Annotated in this window: 15 protein-coding genes; 11 read left to right on the forward strand and 4 right to left on the reverse strand. The window is 41.8% G+C overall.

The features are described from left to right. Positions 1 to 58 precede the first annotated feature (58 nt). From DABAL43B_RS08585 to yfaE, 6 genes are all read left to right on the forward strand, one after another. On the forward strand, positions 59 to 199 hold the full coding sequence (locus tag DABAL43B_RS08585) for a hypothetical protein (RefSeq protein WP_264753813.1): 141 nt from the start codon (positions 59 to 61) through the stop codon (positions 197 to 199). Positions 200 to 420: 221 nt separating this feature from the next. Beyond that, a complete protein-coding gene (locus DABAL43B_RS08590) occupies positions 421 to 651 on the forward strand; it encodes a hypothetical protein (protein WP_079691980.1) in 231 nt (76 codons plus the stop codon). Positions 652 to 744: 93 nt separating this feature from the next. Further along, positions 745 to 1,290 carry a DUF6680 family protein gene (locus DABAL43B_RS08595; RefSeq protein WP_079691981.1) on the forward strand — a complete coding sequence of 182 codons (546 nt, stop codon included), beginning with the start codon at positions 745 to 747 and terminating at the stop codon, positions 1,288 to 1,290. A gap of 664 nt (positions 1,291 to 1,954) precedes the next feature. After that, on the forward strand, positions 1,955 to 2,311 hold the full coding sequence (locus DABAL43B_RS08605) for a hypothetical protein (protein ID WP_079693083.1): 357 nt from the start codon (positions 1,955 to 1,957) through the stop codon (positions 2,309 to 2,311). Positions 2,312 to 2,418: 107 nt separating this feature from the next. Continuing rightward, the gene (gene nrdB, locus DABAL43B_RS08610) at positions 2,419 to 3,552 is read left to right on the forward strand and encodes a class Ia ribonucleoside-diphosphate reductase subunit beta (protein ID WP_079691983.1); all 1,134 of its coding nucleotides are present in this window, start codon (positions 2,419 to 2,421) and stop codon (positions 3,550 to 3,552) included. A gap of 100 nt (positions 3,553 to 3,652) precedes the next feature. After that, the gene (gene yfaE, locus DABAL43B_RS08615) at positions 3,653 to 3,919 is read left to right on the forward strand and encodes a class I ribonucleotide reductase maintenance protein YfaE (protein ID WP_079691984.1); all 267 of its coding nucleotides are present in this window, start codon (positions 3,653 to 3,655) and stop codon (positions 3,917 to 3,919) included. Between the two features lie 248 nt (positions 3,920 to 4,167). Here yfaE and DABAL43B_RS08620 read toward each other — a convergent pair whose 3' ends face one another. Continuing rightward, positions 4,168 to 5,496, reverse strand: coding sequence for a S1C family serine protease (locus DABAL43B_RS08620; protein ID WP_079691985.1), 1,329 nt, complete (start codon positions 5,494 to 5,496; stop codon positions 4,168 to 4,170). A 289-nt stretch (positions 5,497 to 5,785) separates the two neighbouring features. On the opposite strand from DABAL43B_RS08620, the gene DABAL43B_RS08625 reads away from it, so the two are divergent. Together DABAL43B_RS08625 and DABAL43B_RS08630 are read left to right on the forward strand one after the other, a co-directional pair. Continuing rightward, positions 5,786 to 6,619, forward strand: a complete 834-nt coding sequence (locus tag DABAL43B_RS08625) for a Nif3-like dinuclear metal center hexameric protein (RefSeq protein WP_079691986.1) — start codon at positions 5,786 to 5,788, stop codon at positions 6,617 to 6,619. Between the two features lie 949 nt (positions 6,620 to 7,568). After that, positions 7,569 to 8,777, forward strand: a complete 1,209-nt coding sequence (locus tag DABAL43B_RS08630) for a transglycosylase SLT domain-containing protein (RefSeq protein ID WP_079691987.1) — start codon at positions 7,569 to 7,571, stop codon at positions 8,775 to 8,777. Between the two features lie 141 nt (positions 8,778 to 8,918). Here the strand turns inward: DABAL43B_RS08630 and DABAL43B_RS08635 are convergent, their stop codons facing one another. From DABAL43B_RS08635 to DABAL43B_RS08645, 3 genes are all read right to left on the reverse strand, one after another. Then, on the reverse strand, positions 8,919 to 11,999 hold the full coding sequence (locus DABAL43B_RS08635; RefSeq protein WP_079691988.1) for a LysM peptidoglycan-binding domain-containing protein: 3,081 nt from the start codon (positions 11,997 to 11,999) through the stop codon (positions 8,919 to 8,921). 287 nt (positions 12,000 to 12,286) lie between these two features. After that, a complete protein-coding gene (locus tag DABAL43B_RS08640) occupies positions 12,287 to 12,781 on the reverse strand; it encodes a nuclear transport factor 2 family protein (protein WP_079691989.1) in 495 nt (164 codons plus the stop codon). 348 nt (positions 12,782 to 13,129) lie between these two features. Then, complete coding sequence (locus DABAL43B_RS08645) at positions 13,130 to 14,410, reverse strand: hemolysin family protein (protein WP_079691990.1); 1,281 nt, start codon at positions 14,408 to 14,410, stop codon at positions 13,130 to 13,132. A gap of 666 nt (positions 14,411 to 15,076) precedes the next feature. Between DABAL43B_RS08645 and yajC the strand changes: the two genes are divergently transcribed. The 3 genes from yajC (at position 15,077) to secF (ending at position 18,762) form a co-directional block, all read left to right on the forward strand. After that, a complete protein-coding gene (yajC, locus tag DABAL43B_RS08650; RefSeq protein ID WP_079691991.1) occupies positions 15,077 to 15,355 on the forward strand; it encodes a preprotein translocase subunit YajC in 279 nt (92 codons plus the stop codon). Positions 15,356 to 15,630: 275 nt separating this feature from the next. Beyond that, positions 15,631 to 17,508: a protein translocase subunit SecD gene (gene secD / locus DABAL43B_RS08655; protein ID WP_079691992.1), complete on the forward strand. Its 1,878-nt coding sequence runs from the start codon at positions 15,631 to 15,633 to the stop codon at positions 17,506 to 17,508. Positions 17,509 to 17,517: 9 nt separating this feature from the next. Beyond that, positions 17,518 to 18,762, forward strand: coding sequence for a protein translocase subunit SecF (gene secF / locus DABAL43B_RS08660; protein ID WP_079691993.1), 1,245 nt, complete (start codon positions 17,518 to 17,520; stop codon positions 18,760 to 18,762). Positions 18,763 to 18,888 lie beyond the last annotated feature (126 nt).

Raw genomic sequence — 18,888 nt, forward strand, 5'->3', positions numbered from 1 at the left:
TTAATGAAAGGTACAGTTTATGGCTAAAAATACTGGAAATGGAACTCGAAGAGGTTCAGTGACAGGTCGAACTCAGATTAAGCATCCTAGCAATCCTGAGCACTCAATTAAAAGGAATGCCGATACCGGTCAATTTATGAGTAGTATGAAAGGTGTATATAAGGGGGTAGCACAAGAAGTAGACGATAGAAGAAAATAAAATGGCATTGATGATAAATCATCAATGCCATCGGAGATAACGAATACTCGAATATTCGGTATCAGGGAGTTAAGACTATCAACTTCCACAAGTGGTAAGAAAATAGAACAGCACTCCACGTTAGGCAGCTATTCTAATTTAAAACTTACCCCTTGTCCAAGAAAAACAATGAAATTGATAGTCACTATTTTCTAAAAAATTCTAAACAAGAGGCAATACTAATGATAAAAATTTACGGTAACTATAGTAATAAGTCAGGTATAGAAGCATATGAAGTTAATGATGAATCAATAACTATACACTTCAAAGGGGGTGGAATATATCTGTATAACTACTTTGCCACAGGAATTACTCATATTATTGAAATGAAGAGGTTAGCTGTCACTGGTAATGGTCTTAACAGCTATATAAGTAAAAATGTTAAAGATAATTATGTCAAAAGACTAGCATAGACAGTCAAATTTATAACAAGCGTAGGTTGAGTGTCGTTCCCCAACACCCAACCTGCCATAATTAAAATAATTTTTAGTTAGCTAGGTATACTTATGGATACTACAGATATAGTTACGATTTTAGCTGTTTTGTTTAGTCCTATACTTGCAGTACAAGCTCAGAAATACATTGAATTAGCTAAAGAATCCAAGAATAGAAAACTTCAGATCTTCTATATTTTAATGTCAACTCGTGCTACTCGATTAACTACAGAACATGTTAGTGCATTAAACATGATTGATATAGAATTCTATGGAAAAAGATTTTTTGGCAAGCGAAATCAGTCTGAAGGTGAAAAGAAAATTACGAATGCATGGAAATTATATAACGACCATTTAAATAATAATTCACCATATGGCAATCCAGATATTTGGAATGAAGAGGTTGATAAGTTATTTAATTCTTTGCTTTACTCTATTGCAAAACATCTAAATTACGATTTCGATGAAGTACAGCTTAAGAGGGACTGCTATAGACCTATGGGTCACGAAAATATTGAAAAGAGCCAGCTTAGGATACTTCAGGGACTAGTAGAAGTTTTAGATGGTGAAAAAGCTATTCCGATGACTATTGAAAGCTTGTCGCGAAAAAACAACTGAAAATTGATGTAGAGTGCGTTCCAAATGGTGGGTTACGCTTTACCCTCATTCTCTACAAGAACTTGGTAAAACTAACCCACCCTACGGATGAAATCATATTTTCAGCATGTAAATAAATGATGAATAAAGCAAAAAATATCTGTGTAGAATGTGAGTCACCCTACTTTACAGATAGCTCAAAGATGACAGATTTATGTCCAAATTGTGCTCATAAGATATATGGATATCCAAACTGTACTCATTATTTTAAAAATGAGATTTGTATAAAATGTGGCTGGAATAGTCAAGATTCTGTTTATGTAAAGTAGCTTTTGTAGGGTGCGCCTAGCGCACCGATATTATGAAATCAGGTAGAAGGTGCATTAAATGCACCCTACCCTAAATAATAATTTTGCTTAGCAAGAACAGCCAAGCCCTAACAAGGTCGTTTAGCCCCGACTATAGCGGTATCCTGCTGACGTCGATGGCGTTGCAGTCTGTGGCTGGACGTAGTATCGAGATAACAGGAATGCGACCAGACATGATAGACTGCGCGCCAGCGGCTAGGCAGATACAAGCGGTAGGCGGGATTGGCTACTGAGCACAATTACTATTAAACGAAACCCTTTTGCTTTACCGCTATAATCGAAACACAGACAGAATAAAAATGACGGAGGTCATAGACGTGCAATATACCGCAATCATCAAAGACGGTGGTTTGTTTATCCCTAACGTATTTTCAGACCTAAACGATGGTCAATCCTACATCGTACAAGTCACAGTCGACATCGAAGATGCTCGGCAGCAGTTAAGCGTGCACGAAGCCCCAAAGAAAGAAGTACTTAAGCAAGCAGCAAAAGAGCCAAAAAAATCAGTAAAGAAATCAACGAAAAAAGAACCGTTAGACGTTGATTTGGAGACGCTGCGCAAGAGTGCTGTCGATGAATTAGAAGGCTTAGATGATGTCGAGCTCAGCGAGATATTTAAAGCTTATATGAATGATGGACAAGTGCCAATACAAATATCTTTAGAGAACTTATAATAGAGAGTCTATAACGTATTTTTACTGATGTTTTTAAAGCCGCATTTTTCAAACCAACATCTCAAACTTTTAGATTAATAAACTGTATCACTTATAAAGGTAGAACGATGACTTACTCAATTTTTTGCCAAACGCCAAACAACGCTTTAAAAGAGCCGATGTTTTTCGGTCAGCCAGTCAACGTGGCGCGCTATGACCAGCAAAAGCACCCAATCTTTGAGCAGCTGATTGAAAAACAGCTATCTTTCTTTTGGCGTCCAGAAGAAGTCGATGTCTCACGCGACCGCATTGACTACGGCAATCTATCATCACATGAGCAGCATATTTTTATTAGTAACCTGAAATATCAGACGCTACTCGACTCTATCCAAGGTCGTAGCCCAAACGTTGTGTTATTGCCATTGGTGTCTATTCCTGAGCTTGAAACATGGATTGAGACGTGGACGTTCTCTGAGACCATTCACTCACGCAGCTACACCCATATCATTCGTAATATCGTCAATGATCCCGGTATTGTGTTTGATGACATCATGCAAAACGAGCACATTTTAGAGCGTGCGTCTGATATCGCTAAGTACTACGATGACTTGTACTATGATTCACAGCTTTACAATATGCACGGTGCTGGCACGCATACCATTAATGGCAAAGAAGTGACGGTCAGTTTAAAATCACTGAAAAAGCAGCTTTATTTGTGCTTGATGGCAGTCAACGTGCTAGAAGCTATCCGCTTTTATGTATCGTTTGCCTGCTCGTTTGCCTTTGCCGAGCGCAAGCTGATGGAAGGTAATGCCAAGATCATTAAGCTAATTGCTCGTGATGAGGCGCTACATTTAACCGGTACCCAGCATATTCTTAACCTGATGCGTAACGGTCGTGACGATCCCGAGATGGTAGAGATTGCCAATGAATGCTACGAGCAAAGTATCGAAATCTTCCGTAAGGCCGCCGAGCAAGAAAAAGAATGGGCAGGCTATCTGTTCAAAGATGGCTCAATGATTGGTCTCAATAAAGACATCCTTTGCCAATATATCGAATATATCACTAACTTACGTATGGAAGCGGTGGGCTTACCAGTCGCCTTCCCAAATTCTAAATCAAATCCTATTCCGTGGATTAATACGTGGTTGTCTTCTGATAACGTGCAGGTTGCACCACAAGAAACTGAAATCAGCTCGTACTTGGTCGGTCAAATTGACTCAGACTTATCAGACAGCGACTTTGATGACTTTGAACTTTAGAGCTTTACAGCTTTAGAGCTTTAGAGCTTTAGAAAATGGTTTTTGAAAGAACGGCGTTTAGACAGTACAAAACGATAGGGAAATGGATAGGGTAAAAACTATGACTTGGGTAATGACGAGTAAGAAGCAATTTTACTTGCATGATGATGAAAGTCTGCTTGATGGATTACTGCGTACCGGACATAATGTCAATTATCAATGTAAGGAAGGCTATTGTGGCAGTTGCCGGATAAAGCGTATCGCCAGCTCACATGTCATTGATTATCCGTTTGAACCATTAGCCATGATTGAAGAAGATGAAATCCTGCCCTGCTGCTGTAGAGTACAAGGGGTGATTTATATTAGCCATGACTCTATTGAAAAGTAGGCTTTAAGCCAATTAAAAATTAATAAAAAAAGCGCGCTGTCTTTAAGACAGCGCGCTTTTTTATATAGTCGATTCGATTTAAAAAGAATACGGTACTGCTGGGATAAATTTTTCGAAGCCTCTGGAGTGCGAAGCGCACAGCAAGCGAGGAAAACTTAACCCAGCATAATGCTATTTTTAACGTACCTCTTTTATATTGAACTGACTATATCGGTATTAAATATCAGATAGTAGGCAATAGACTTGCTCTATAAAGGCGCACCATCTCTTTCAAATAACTCTAAAAGCTCTTCACGCATACGGTCACGCTCTGCTTCTGACATCATCGGGACATCCTGTTCTGGACCTTGTAAGCTTGGCTGCTGATTACCACCAAGCATCTCATCTTGGATGACAACAGGAACTGTTATAGGCTCCTCTACTGGACGCTCCTCTAACAATATCTTCACTTGCGCATTTTTACCTTGACGTAAGATTTGAGCAAAGAGCGTGGTATTGGGGGCTTTGCGAGCGACATACTGAATTAAGGTATTGGCATCGGTCATCTCAACGCCATCAATCGTAAGGATAATATCACCAACGCGCAGACCACTCTTAGCCGCTGGACTCTTAGGAACAACGTTGAGAACTTCTACACCTGTGGAAGTTTCAAGCTGCGTAGGATCTCGCAGTTGTGACTGTATCTCGATACCGAGCCAACCACGACTGACCTTACCATCTTTAATAAGTGCATTCATCACTTGCTCAACGATAGCGGTAGGAATGGCAAAACCAATACCCATAGAGCCACCAGAGCGTGAATAAATAGCCGTATTGATACCAACCAGCTCACCGTGAGCATCAACCAGCGCTCCACCTGAATTACCGGGATTGATAGCCGCATCGGTTTGAATAAAGTCTTCAAACTTATTCACACCGAGCCCTGTACGTCCAGTCGCTGAAATAATACCTTGAGTGACCGTTTGACCCACACCGAACGGATTACCAATCGCTAACGCCACATCCCCAACACGAATAGGTTCTTTACGGAATCCCAATGGCGTTAGTCCTTTCATATCCACTTTAATCACCGCCAAATCACTGTCTGGATCCGTGCCAATCAGTTGAGCACGGCTCTTGCGACCATCATTAAAAGCAACGGTAATCTCATCTGCCTTTTCAAGTACATGAGCATTGGTCACGATATAACCGTCTTCTGAGACAATTACGCCAGAGCCTAAGTTGGTATTGCCCTGTTCTTCTGATGGTCCACCATGGAACTCAAAAAACCGGCGCAAAACCGGATCATTCATATAAGGATGTTCTGCCATCGTTTGGGTGGTATAGATGTTGACAACTGATTGCGATGCACGAGCAACGCCATTATGATAAGAAGAAATAGCTGCTGCTGTATCTCCCACAGGTGCAGAGGCTTGTTGCTCAGCAGGTGTGGTCCTCGGCGGTTCCCACTCTGCCTCTGATGCCATCTTCATACTCGCAAACAACCAGACAAATGCTGCAATCATTATTAGCAACAAAATCCAAGGTAACCACTTTGACAGACCAGCCTTGTTGTTGGCATTCCGAGATGACGACATATAAAAACCTCTATAAATTTTTGTAAAAACAGTTAATGATAAACAAAGTCAAACAGCTCTTACCAATCATGTACTATTAGCGAGATAAGATGCGTTAAACGCTATCAATCATACAGGCTCAGGTATGCGAATTATAACTGGCAAAACAGCCGAATAGTAACGCATCGTGTACCGTTTCAGTTATTGAGCTTATCTACTCTTTTATCGCATCATGTTAAACTGGCTATTATGAAAAATTATCTATGTTTTATAAATACTTGAGCTACTGAAACCGTTATAAGGGAATGCCATGAGCGCGCACGATATCTTAACCAAATCATCAAATACAACGATTACCGCCCAATCCTTAAGCAAATTTTGTGACGATTACTTATCAGCAGATGCCTTTAAAGATTATGCACCCAATGGTCTACAAGTAGATGGCGGGCAACCTATTCAGCGCATCATCACTGGTGTGACTGCATGTGAAGCATTGATTGATGCCGCTATTGCCGATAATGCCAATGCCATTATGGTACATCATGGTTATTTTTGGAAAGGCGAATCTGCGCCCCTCACTGGCATGAAAGGTCAGCGTATCCGTAAACTGATGCAACATGGCATCTCTTTGATTGGCTATCACCTACCGCTCGATGCTCATCCTGTCATTGGCAACAACGCTAAACTGGCTGAGTCATTAGACATGACCATCATCGGGGCACTTTATCCTGCTGAAACACACCCCGTTGGCAATATTGCCATTTGCACACCGCAGAATGCTCAAAGTCTTATTGCTCAGATTACCCAAGCATTGGGGCGTATGCCATTACATATTTCTGCGGATTATAAAATCTCGACGAACACTAAGGACGATGGGGAAAATAATAGACTGATTGAACGGGTGGGCATCTGTACGGGCGGCGCACAAGATATGATTGAGCAAGCAGCATTGATGGGTTGTGATGCATTTATTTCTGGTGAAATATCAGAGCGTACCACCCATATTGCTCGTGAGCTTGGGATTGACTATTTTGCCTGTGGACATCATGCGACAGAACGCGGTGGCATTGAAGCATTAGGCAATATCATTGCTCAGCAGTTTGGACTGCCTGTGACTTTTGTGGATATTGATAATCCTGCTTAATCACACAGATATTTATTTTATGCTGACTTGAATGTATCAGCGCTCATGTAAAGAACACCTAAAATGGTGCTGTTTTTAACCGTCTGTAGCTTGATTGTTAAGTTTTATCGCTATTCTATTAACTCCACTTGAATAATATAATAAATATCCGCATATTAGCACCTGAAGAAAGAACGTCTTGTCATGAGGCTTCCCATTTATTATAGCTTCCGGTTATGGCGCTGAAATAATAGTGACTATCTAAAAACTCATTATTCTGTTGAATTAATGATTTTTTAGATAGTCACTATGAATACTATGTCTGCACAATATATTTTTAGCAGTACGGTATTCCTTTTTTTAGTGTTGCAATACGCTAAAGCACCACTGATTTGATAGTGTGTTTCTAATAACTATTAAATACGGTGATTTGCTTAGCCTTATTGCTGGACAAGCGATATTGGGCGCTATTTACTCTATTACAAATTATTTAAAGAGTAGATAGTTCTTAATATCAGCGTAGCGCAGGTTGATAACATTAGCAAACCAACCACTTAACTACGTTTTTGTCTTAATGACTTATTCATGACCTTATCTATGTTTACTATAGTCGTTTAATACTTAGTCAACTCTATCATCGATGAAGGAATCATCTGATTTATATCCTTCATGGTATTGTGCGTTCTGGTTTTTGAGAACTACTTTTTAAAATGAAAGTTTTAAGAGAAATGTCTCAAAACTAGATTGATAGCACGTTAATAGATGACTGAGAGATAAAATTACCGCTACCTTTATAAGATTTATGTTAGCGGCGCTATATTTAAACAAGGTGATATGGCACTTATGCGTTTAATAAGTGCCTTAGCATCTAAAGTACACATACATTTATACTCAATAGGTCAGCATAGAGTGACTATAAATGTATGTGCATTTTTACGATAAGCAGGATGGCTAAAATTAGGAGACATCCATGCAGCGTATTACTTATCGTGTGAAAGTATCTGCGCGAGGGGCCAAACGCCGTATCTCATATATACTGCGTCCATCTAAACGCTTACTGAGCACCAAAAGTAACATCGTTCCATTTGTTACACCTATTAAAGTAACTCGTTTTACCAAAACCAAAAAATTGGCGCAAATATCTAGTATTGCCCTTCTTTCTCTCCCTGCTGAGAGTTTGACGACGATACATACGCAAGTACCAGCCTATGATCATGTCATGCTGGAGAGTACCTTGACCATTGCTGCTGTTCCAGGTGACAGCACGTATTTTGCGACTGACGGCTTCCAACATGGCTTCGGTTACGACTTAGTGCGTAACTATGCTGATCAGCTCGGGGTAAAAGTTACCCTCAAAGCTTATGCTGATGAAGAAGCGGCGCTCAGGGCATTACAATCAGGCGATGCCGATATGGCACTGACCACTGCCAGTACGCAATTAAAAAGCCAGCTTAATTTATCCTCTGTCAATGTCAGCTGTGGTTATGACGCCAGTTTGACCAAAAATGGCTTACACCCTAAAGTGAGCTGGACGTTCAATTCAGCCAACGACCCATTATCACAAAAAGCCAGTTACTTTTTATGTGATAGCATCAAGCTTGAAAATACGCAAAAGTTAGCCGCTTTTTATAATCAAGACTTGCTAAAGGATGCCTATAGTCAAGATCACTTTAAAAAGACCCTGACAGAAAAGCTGCCAGATTATCAGTCTTCATTTGAAGAACAAGCACGTACCTACAATCATGATTGGGAATTGCTGGTTGCGATGGGCTATCAAGAATCTCATTTAAATGCCAATGCCGTCTCGCCAACAGGCGTACGCGGTATCATGATGTTGACCAATAATACGGCTAAAGCAATGGGCGTCTCAGACCGAGTTGACCCTTACCAAAGTATCGGTGGCGGCGCTCGTTACTTGGAGCAGATGAAGTCTGATTTCGCTGATGTACCAAAAACAGACCGGCTTTGGTTTGCGCTAGCCGCGTATAACATGGGTCCAAATGCTGTAAAAGGTATCCAGCGTAAGTTGAGTGCTAATGGTATCAATGATAAAAGTTGGGCAAATATATATGCCTATTTATCTGAAAACAAAGCTTCGAACAGCCGCTATGGTCAAGCGATGCATTATGTGACTAATATCAGAAGTTATCTTGAGACGATTAAGACCACCACTGTCTAATGACCGCTTTTACTTTTAGTTTAATAACTTTACTTAAAAGCAGTTAACTAAAAATTTCTAAATATAGATAGCCAAATAAAAAGCTGCCCTTTCATAAGAGCAGCTTTTTTAATGCATAGCATTTATTAAAATATGAATAGCTTAGCGATTAGGTACCGTGAGGCGTTGACCGCGTTGCAGCATCGTATCCACTGCAATGTTATTCATATCAGCAAGCTCTTTGGTTGACACGCCATATTTACGTGCCAGTCCAATTAAACTATCTCCTGACCCAACGGTATAGCTGACCGTTACTTTCGGTACTTTAATCGTCTGCCCACGCTGTAACTGTGCACCAGTTGCCATGTTATTGGTAGCAGCTAAATCTTCTACTGAAACACCAAAACGACGTGCTAGCGCAATGAGTCCATCACCAGACTGAACTTTGTAACTCTCTGTGTTGCCAAGCTTTTTGCCGCTACTGCTATTGGCAGTCGACGTATTGGTACTGCTTTTCGTCTCTGCAGCAATAGTAGCACTGTTACTCTTATTGTTGGTACTGGTAGCAGCACTGCTGTTACTAGAACTACTGACGCTACCTTTAGCAGGAATGGTAATCGTACGACCAAGTATCAAATTAGAATTGGTTTTCAAATTATTCGCTGTTGCCAAATCACTCAAGCCAATATTGTAGCGTTGGGCGACAGCCGTTAAGGTATCGCCTGATTTAACCTTGTAGCTAACCGCTTCATCATTGAGCTGACGATCCACCAACTCTTTAGATACTGGCACTTTAATCGTTTGTCCACGTTGCAAGCGCGCCTTTGCATCAAAGTTACTGTTTACGGCAGCAATTTCTTCGGCACTAACACCAATGCTATTAGCAATGCCAATTAAAGTATCCCCTGATTTGACTTTATAATTGGTCGTTGGCACTGAGCTTGAACCACTGGCTTTACTGCTATTGCTAGTATTATTCGTTGTACTACTAGGCGTACTACTCACAGATGTAAAGTCAACACTGGCAGGCACTTTCAATGTTTGACCGACATACAATGAATCCGTCGTGCCAATGTTATTTAAGCTGGCTAACGTCTCGGTTGACACATTAAATTGGCGGGCGAGCGCAATCAAGCCATCGCCTGCTTTTACTTTATAGTTTTTGGTCGCAGTCGATGTCTTACTTGGTTTCGTCGATGGTGCAGCCGGTGTGCTAACTGGTGCGGTTACTTTACCAGGGACAAGCCATAATTTTTGACCGCGTAGCAAGTCAGCTCTACTGCTCAAGTTATTATAGGTTGCAAGCTGGGTCACTGATAAATCAAAGCGATTGGCAGTGCCTATTAAGGTATCTCCACCTTGTACCACATAGCTTTCAGGCTGGCTTGCTATGGTACTTTTAGCCGTGCTTAACGGCTCAATAGTTTTGGCATTATATAAATATAAGGTACTGCCAGACAGCAGCTTGGCACTGGCATCCATCTGGTTCCATTCAGCAATATCGCGCCAGCTTACACCAGAGCGACTGGCAATATTAGCTAAAGTATCACCACGTTTGACCGTATAAGTAGTTCGTGTGCCTTGAGGTTTTGGTTTACTGACTGAGGTTTTTGGAAAGCTCAGTTTCTTCTCTTTTCCCGTGGCTTCTAAGACAGACTGTTGCGTCTGGACTGCCGATAGATTGATATTACCATCCGCGTTAATGACATTGGTTTCAGGCGTATTAATTCGGATTTGACTGGCAATAAAATCACGCTCTGCTTTACTTAGCGGCGGCTCTTGAGTGATGGTATTGTTCTGGGTAATTTGCGCCGATGTGGTCGGTAAGCTGTTACTGCTTTTTAGCTCAGCATTAATTTTATTCGTTTCTGCTGATGTTAGCGGTGGCTCAGTACGAACTGATGCATTGCCGCTATAAACAGAGCTACTCGTCGGTGATGCAGTTGGTGAGATATAGCTTGTGGTCTGCTGCGGTACACTGGCGCTGGCAGCATAATCAGCAAGGGCACTACCAGTAGAGGGCAATGAGGTGCTGCCAGTATAAGGCTTATTATTATAGCTTGGTGTCGTCGAGCCAGAATAGCTTGGCGTTGTGTTGCTGCTAGCGTTACTAGAAGCAATGACATTACTACTGCCGTTACCTCTTAGCGCGCTCAACTTAGCGTCAGTAGAGAGACTGATATCATTAGGAATAATAATACGCTGCGGACCTGATGAATCGATACGTGCTGAGGTCAGCGCCGTATTTAGTCTTTCTAATTCGTCGTAGCTAACACCGGTCACTTGTGATACTTCAGCTAAGCTCACGCCGTAATTAACTGGCACACTACGGAAATGTTGGCGGTTAGCGATAGCCGGCAGGTAGACACCATATTGCTCAGGTTTGGCGACGATTTCGGCAACTGCCAAAAAGCGCGGCACATAGTTCATGGTCTCAGTTGGCAATCTTAGTGACCAGTAGTCGGTTGGTAAGCCTTGAGCTCTATTGGCATCAATGGCCTTTTGCACACGACCGGGGCCCGCATTATAAGCGGCCAAAGCCAATTCCCAACTACCAAACTGATTGTGCAATGCCGTCAAAAAGTCATAAGCGGCACGCGTTGATTCGATCACATCACGGCGACCATCGTAAGTACTACTTTGATTTAGACCATAAATACGTCCAGTACTGGGAATAAACTGCCATAAGCCTGCCGCTGCTGCACTACTTGTACCACTTGGATCGTAGGAGCTTTCAATCACAGGTAGCAAAGCCAGTTCAGTTGGGATATTACGGCGTTCAGCTTCTCGTACGGTGTGATAAATATAGCGACTGGCACGCGCCGTTAAGCGGTTTAGATAGTCTTGTCTACTGGTAAACCAGCCTTTTTGTGCTTCAATACGCTGATTATAAACTGGTTGTCCACCGTTCATGCGATAGCCCGCACGGAGGCGATTCCACAAGTCACCATATTGTTGAATCGCAAGTTTATTGCCTTCAACCATCGTCATGTCGGTGGCTTCTAATAAATCAGCCAGCTCATCTAAGCTTTCGGCATCTAAGAACGCCGTTGAATAGTCAGCGTTAGTCGTTGGCTTAGCAGCTTGATTGGTAGGACGCTTCGTAATCACAGCTGAGCTGCCGGTCGCACCTGTATTTTTCACCGCTGTTGTATTACTACAAGCACTGATAAGTAAAGTCGACACCGCAAGCGTCAGTGGTAAAGCAATGAATGAGCGATAGTTTGATGACACAGTAGACATGATAGTGGAAGTTTCCTAACAACAAGAAGTGATAAAATAAAGTTGATTGACAGTATAGTACGCAATATCAAACAAAGACCAGCCCAATATAAAAGATAATGCACAAAATCTAATCTGCCGTATCTTTTGGTGACGAAAGATCTTTGTTATTAACCTACTTTATTCAGTAATGATGTTTAAGCAATGATACTTAAGCAACGCGGTTCATGGTGGCCAATCAACCGTGATTTGATAGCCATTAGTTAGTATCTGTTTTTTATAGCTATTGTTAGTAGCTATTAATGTCATTAGTTAATAGCCACTTGTGAGACGGCGCGTAAAAGTACCGCGTTACCAGTAGATAAAGTCAATGTCACTCTCGAGGTGGTTACAAACGAGACTCTTTGACCATCTTTTACCCAGCTCTCATTGGTCGTCACATTGGCTTTTGCTTGTGAGCCCGTAATTACAATATTATCAACACTGATATCGTAGCGATAATTCGAGGTATTGCTCCAACTATTCTGGAGTAATTTTAGATAAGCATCTTTATCTAAGCTAGTAGATTTGCCTTTTCTTGACATTGAAATCAATGCATCATCAGACACTAAGCGCGCTATCTGATTGATGTTTTGGCTATTGGCTGATGCTTTCATAGCGGCGGCGTAATTTTGTACTAAAGATTCCGTCATGTCTGCTGCTTGCGCACTAATACTCATCGTGCTGGCAGCGGCAACGACTGTAGCCACGCTAGCGCTTTTTATCAATAGAGGCAACAGCCCCTTCCCCAATAGTTTTTTCATGATATTCCTTAGTAGTAGTATCTTGGTTATGGTCAGGTATGGATCATTAGTTTTTATTTACGATTTAATTATAGAGTGCTGCTTATATTCATCAGCACAGATAATTTATGTCCATCTGTTTATGACCATTTATTGCTTGGTAATTTTAACAATTACTTTTATTTGATATTTTTCACAGCTTATTGTTAAGATAGTTTTAGCCTATCATTCAATTCTCACAGCCATGTGACACCCTGTGTAATTATTGCGAACCGTAAAGCAAAACTATCTGTTAAAGCAATTTTGTCCAATGACTGCCGCCATTTCTTGAATTTTCATAGCTTGAGCGGGTATGTCCTTTGAAGCTTTTTATTGTTTATTCTCAGCACTGTTATCTTCATAGTGCTCATCATCACTCAGCTTCAGACCCAAGCGCTCGACGCGTCTGTCCATCATTTGCCGTGCCAATGCTTGCATATCCTCGACACGATCTATCTCATCGACAATCTCAAGACCCAATAATGTCTCAAACACATCTTCTAAGGTGACTAAGCCTTTGACTTCACCATATTCACCGACCGTAATCGCAATATGGATACGGTTTTTTAGCATCAACTCCAACACATCAAACAACTTCATCTTTGAAAATACAAAGGTGATGTCTCGTTTGAACTGTGTTAATGGTTTGTCTACCGCATTATTGACCTTTGCCAATAACATGTCTGTTTTTAATACAAAGCCAGTAATATTGTCTAAATCGCCATCATAAATCGGCAGTCGCGAAAAGGTAAGTTTTGGTCGATCAACCAATAATTCGGCGACCGTCTTATTTTCTTCAAAAGATAACATCACCGAACGCGGGGTCATAATATCTTCAACTTTGATGGCACCGAATGCCAGCAGGTTTCGAATAATGCGTGACTCTAATGGATCGATTTGTCCTGACTCTTCACCAATGCTGGCAAGTGCGGCAAACTCACGGCGACTGAACGCTTGCGGTTCTTTGCCACGTACAAGCATCTTCGTCAATTTTTCTGAGACTAAAATCAAAGGGTATAGCAGCAATACAATCCCTCGTACAAAATAGGCGACCATGCCCCCTAATTGACGCCAGTATACAGTGCCGAGTGTTTTTGGCATGATTTCGGATAAAAACAAAATAGCCAATGTCATGACTGCAGAGAATAATCCAAACCAAGCACTACCGAATACAATCGTTGCCTGCGCACCAGCGCCAATCGAGCCTAAGGTATGTGCCACTGTATTTAGTGTCAAGATAGCAGCTAAAGACTGATCGATATTATCAATCTTTAGGCGTCTTAGCATACTTGCTTTTTTTGGATTGGTTTCTTGAAGGTCAGCAATATATGACGGTGTCATCGTCAATAGTGCTGCCTCTGCCAATGAACAGATAAATGAGATGCCAATGGCGATTACTACAAATAGTATGAGTAGTAATACGCTGCTAGCGCTTGGGTTCGCTAAGCCATCAGCAGCCCAAACAGAGTGCGGCAATATCAAGGTTATCAATAGTGATAACGTAGAAAATGACTTGAGATTAAACCAAGTGTTGTCACCCATCGTCGGGGGAGGTTTAGCGGATGCGTCTTTACGACAAGCGCGCGGACGGTATAAACGAGGTACAGACATAAAAGAGGTGGACAAGTTAGATAACCTAAACAAAGAAGAAAAAGGAAGTATCAATATATCACGACCATATCATGAGCAGATAGCGGCAGATAGAAAATAATATCTAATCACATCTAATCTTGATTTGGTTTTGACAGTCATTTGCTAAAAGCCCGTCTAATACAGGCTATGGTCGATTCACTTTAAAAAGAATACAATGTTGCTGGTATGAATTTTGCGAAGCCTCTGTCTGTCGAAGCGCACAGCAAGCGAGAGAAATTCATACCAGCAGAATATTGTGATAATCGTACGTATTTTATTTTAAACTTGCTAATATTGAGCAGCACTTTTAACACTGATGACCTATCCTTTGATAGTAGCATTGATGCTGATATTTCACAATAAATCACTGTTTGTCTCCAGGACGTCCTATGACGTCAGAGGTTCGATAATCCTCATTATTAAAGCAGGACTTGCTTTATACTAATTTGGGTTTTTCTAGGTATTCATTGCCTTTATATATTACCCTTTAATAGCGTAAAGCGATTGTCGCAGCAAATATTGACTGCTAGTATGCCAGTCCGTTAATAAAAACGTGCCCAGCTTATGATTAACAGTTACCAAGTCTGGGATTTTTTGTTACTATGCATTTAATTTTATTACTATCTATAATTTATTGAGAGAGATATGGAACAGTTCGGTCAAATCTTATTACCAGTTGCTTTTTTTGCGATTTTTTACTTTTTAGTTATTCGCCCACAATCTAAACGTACTAAAGAGCATCGTGCGATGGTCAATGCGTTGACGGTTGGTAGTGAAATCATATTTGCTGGTGGCTTGATGGGTCGTATCAAAGGCTTGGAAGGCGATTACGCCGTTGTTAGCTTAAACAACAATACCGACGTTAAGGTACAACGTGCCTCTGTTATTTCAGTATTGCCAGCTGGCACAATCGAAAGCGTTTAATCATCATCAATGACTTAGATGGTTATTAATGACTGACTATTAATGATTCGTTATCAATTAATAGTTGTAATGACTACAAAATGACCGTACATTATTTACGGTCATTTTTCGCTTTATCGTTTTATGCTTTACTATCATCGCGGATGATCACAGTGGTGCACTATCATGACTGCTATGGCTGCTCAATATAGTACCTCACCATTGTTATCGCTAACTTCCCATCTGCTAACTTGTGGCCTGCGTCGCCAGTAGTTTATCAACTTAAAGAAGTGATTATGCAATATCCCGCTTGGAAATACTTACTCATCACCGTCGTGCTAATCATTGCCGGTCTGTATGCTGCTCCCAACCTATATCCTGATGAACCTGCCGTACAGATTACGAGTGCCGCAGCAGGCACGCAGTTGTCTGAAGGTATCTTGACTCAGTCTGAAAGCTTACTAAAAGAAGCGGGCTTGAACTACCATGACGGTACGTTTCAAGGCAACAGTGCGCTGGTACGTCTTGACACCCCAGTCGATCAGCTTAAGGCTCAGGAAGTATTGAGACGGAATTTAGGCGAAGATTATGTAGTCGCGCTTAACTTAGCCCAAACGACGCCGCAGTGGTTACGTGATATCGGCGCAAAACCAATGAAACTTGGTCTTGATTTACGCGGTGGTGTTCGTTTTGTGCTAGAAGTTGATATGGACAAAGCGCTCGAACAACGTTTGACCAGTGCCAGTCGTGATATTCGACGTGACCTAAGAGCTGAAAGCATTGCGGTTAAAGGCATCAAAAATGACAAGCGTAGCGTGGTGTTACATTTTGCGGATACGGACGCTCGCAACCGTGCACAAAATGTTTTGCAAAGCTCGATGGGTAATACATTTACTTTACAATCCTCTATTGATGAACAAGGCCCGGCGCTGATTTTGGCGTATAACGATGCAACGTTAGATGAAATCAATAGCTATGCGGTCAACCAGAACCTGACTACCCTACGTAATCGTATTGCTGAGCTTGGGGTAACAGAAGCATTAGTACAATCACAAGGTGCTAGCCGTATCGTCGTTGAGCTACCAGGTGTGCAAGATACCGCTGAGGCAAAACGTGTCCTTGGTCGTACTGCCAATCTTGAATTCCGTATGGTCGCTGAAGGTGCCGAAAACTATACAGGCGGTATTCCACCTGCCGGTACTGAAGCGTTTCCATTTAACACCCTTGATGGTCCGCCAGTATTATTAGAGCGTCAAGCGATTGTCACGGGTGAAAAAGTCACTAATGCTCAGACAGGTATCGATGAAAGTGGTTCGCCTGAAGTGAGTATTACCCTAGATAGTGCTGGTGGTAAGCTAATGCAAAACGCTACCCGCACTGCTGTCGGTAAACAAATGGCTGTTCTGTTTATTGAGAACAAGCAACGAATCACTTATGAAGAAGATCCAGCCACTGGCGAAACTGTCGAAGTCCGCACACCTTATGCTGAAACGAAAGTTATTAACCGCGCTAATATCCAAGCGGTGCTGGGCTCATCTTTCCGTATTACAGGGCTTGATAGTAGTGCTGAAGCGGCTGAGCTGGCGCTCTTGCTACGTTCAGGTGCATTAGCAGCGCCGATGTATTTCGTTGAAGAACGCACTATCGGTCCATCATTGGGTCAAGAAAATATCGATAAAGGGTTATTTTCTACGCAGGTTGGTTATTTATTAGTCTTTGCGTTTATGATAATTTTCTATCGTTTATTTGGTGTGATTGCCAACGTTGCGCTGGCGGTTAACGTCATTATTATCATTTCTATCATGTCAATTCTAGGCTCATCACTGACGCTACCTGGTATTGCTGGTATCGTGTTGACCATTGGTATGGCGGTTGATGCCAACGTCCTGATTTTTGAGCGTATCCGTGAGGAGCTGGCAAACGGGGTCAGGCCAAAATCTGCCATCGTGGCAGGTTTTGATCGTGCTTATAGTAGTATTTTCGATGCCAACATCACAACATTACTGGTCGCGTTTATTTTATTTGCGATTGGTACTGGTCCGATTAAAGGATTTGCGATTACTTTAGCGATCGGTATTGTCAGCTCGCTGTTTACTGCCATTTTGGTAACGCGTGCGCTGATACAAATTGCTTACGGTAAACGTAAATCTATCAAACGTCTGAGCATCGGTTAGGAGAACACTATGGCAATCGATAAGAATAACCCTCTAGAACAACAGAACAATCCTGAACCGAACGGCTCAAGCAGTGAAGCAAGTGCGCGTGGTCGTAAAAAACCGCGCCGTGATGGCAAAGGTAGTAATACCCAAACCAATAACGCTACAGCCAAAAAAACAGCTAGTAAAACTCGCTCTAGTGCCAAAGGCGCTGATAAAGGCAGCCAAGCGCTCGCGACTACCGCTATTGATCCTAACTTAGCAGTGGGTGACGCTGCCGACGATGCCGCCGCATATGCAGAAGGCGGTATCAAAGCCATTGGCGATCAACGTATCATTCCTTTTATGAAGATAGAAAAGCCAATGGCGATTTTGTCTATTATTTTGGTGATTGGTAGTATTATTGCGATTGCGGTCAATGGTCTAAACCTAGGTCTTGACTTTACCGGTGGGGTTTCAGCAGATGTGCGTTATGAGCAGTCTGTTGAGCAAACCGATGTGGTCAACGCCTTGGCTGATAATGGCTTTGATGATGCTGTCGTACAGTATCTAGGAACGTCTCAAGAGCTACTGGTACGCTTACCACCTCAATCTGATAACGTTGATGGGCTTAGCGCCAGTCTCAGTGAAGCATTAAAACTTCCTAATAATGATGTTGAAATCAGTAATGTTAATATCATTGGTAGCCAAGTTGGTAACGAGATCTATTTAAGCTCAGTCCTGTCGATTGTATTGGCATTGGCATGTATGCTTGGATATGTCGCCCTACGCTTCCAGTTTAAACTGGCTATTGGTGCAGTATTGTCGCTATTCCATGATGCTATCGTGACCATCGGTGTCTTTGCGTTATTTGGTTTTCCGTTTGACTTAACGGTATTGGCCGCTATCTTGGCATTGATTGGTTATTCATTGAACGATACGATCGTCGTTTATGACCGTATCCGCGAAAACTTTCGCCGCGTCCGTGGTATCACGCCGCGTCAAACGATTGATTTATCATTGACAGAGACACTGCGCCGTACGATTATGACTATCTCAACCGTGCTATTGGTAGTATTAGCAATGCTGTTCTTGGGCGGCGACGGCTTATTCTGGTTCTCAGCTGCGCTCTTCATTGGTTTAATTGCTGGTACTTATTCATCCACTTACATCGCAAGCTCGATTCCTTTAGCCATGGGTCTATCACGTGATGACTTTATCGTTAAAGTAAAGCCTGAGTTTGAAGAAGAAATCGTGACCTTTAATGACCCAAAGATGTTTGAACAAGATTGATAACGGCACCACTGCTCACTTATTAAATTCTTTAATGAATGAGTAGATCAGCGTTATCCTGACAAAAGCACCTAGACTCTAGGTGCTTTTGTCTATATATGGTCAAAATAATATGGTCAAAATAAA

Source organism: Psychrobacter sp. DAB_AL43B (assembly GCF_900168255.1).
GTDB lineage: Bacteria > Pseudomonadota > Gammaproteobacteria > Pseudomonadales > Moraxellaceae > Psychrobacter.

Excerpts from the sequence above, each read along its gene's own strand:
- DABAL43B_RS08590 (WP_079691980.1), top strand. The coding sequence starts at position 421 with ATGATAAAAATTTACGGTAACTATAGTAATAAGTCAGGTATAGAAGCA.
- DABAL43B_RS08595 (WP_079691981.1), top strand. The coding sequence starts at position 745 with ATGGATACTACAGATATAGTTACGATTTTAGCTGTTTTGTTTAGTCCT.
- nrdB (WP_079691983.1), top strand. The coding sequence starts at position 2,419 with ATGACTTACTCAATTTTTTGCCAAACGCCAAACAACGCTTTAAAAGAG.
- yfaE (WP_079691984.1), top strand. The coding sequence starts at position 3,653 with ATGACTTGGGTAATGACGAGTAAGAAGCAATTTTACTTGCATGATGAT.
- DABAL43B_RS08620 (WP_079691985.1), bottom strand. The coding sequence starts at position 5,496 with ATGTCGTCATCTCGGAATGCCAACAACAAGGCTGGTCTGTCAAAGTGG.
- DABAL43B_RS08625 (WP_079691986.1), top strand. The coding sequence starts at position 5,786 with ATGAGCGCGCACGATATCTTAACCAAATCATCAAATACAACGATTACC.
- DABAL43B_RS08630 (WP_079691987.1), top strand. The coding sequence starts at position 7,569 with ATGCAGCGTATTACTTATCGTGTGAAAGTATCTGCGCGAGGGGCCAAA.
- DABAL43B_RS08635 (WP_079691988.1), bottom strand. The coding sequence starts at position 11,999 with ATGTCTACTGTGTCATCAAACTATCGCTCATTCATTGCTTTACCACTG.
- DABAL43B_RS08640 (WP_079691989.1), bottom strand. The coding sequence starts at position 12,781 with ATGAAAAAACTATTGGGGAAGGGGCTGTTGCCTCTATTGATAAAAAGC.
- DABAL43B_RS08645 (WP_079691990.1), bottom strand. The coding sequence starts at position 14,410 with ATGTCTGTACCTCGTTTATACCGTCCGCGCGCTTGTCGTAAAGACGCA.
- yajC (WP_079691991.1), top strand. The coding sequence starts at position 15,077 with ATGGAACAGTTCGGTCAAATCTTATTACCAGTTGCTTTTTTTGCGATT.
- secD (WP_079691992.1), top strand. The coding sequence starts at position 15,631 with ATGCAATATCCCGCTTGGAAATACTTACTCATCACCGTCGTGCTAATC.
- secF (WP_079691993.1), top strand. The coding sequence starts at position 17,518 with ATGGCAATCGATAAGAATAACCCTCTAGAACAACAGAACAATCCTGAA.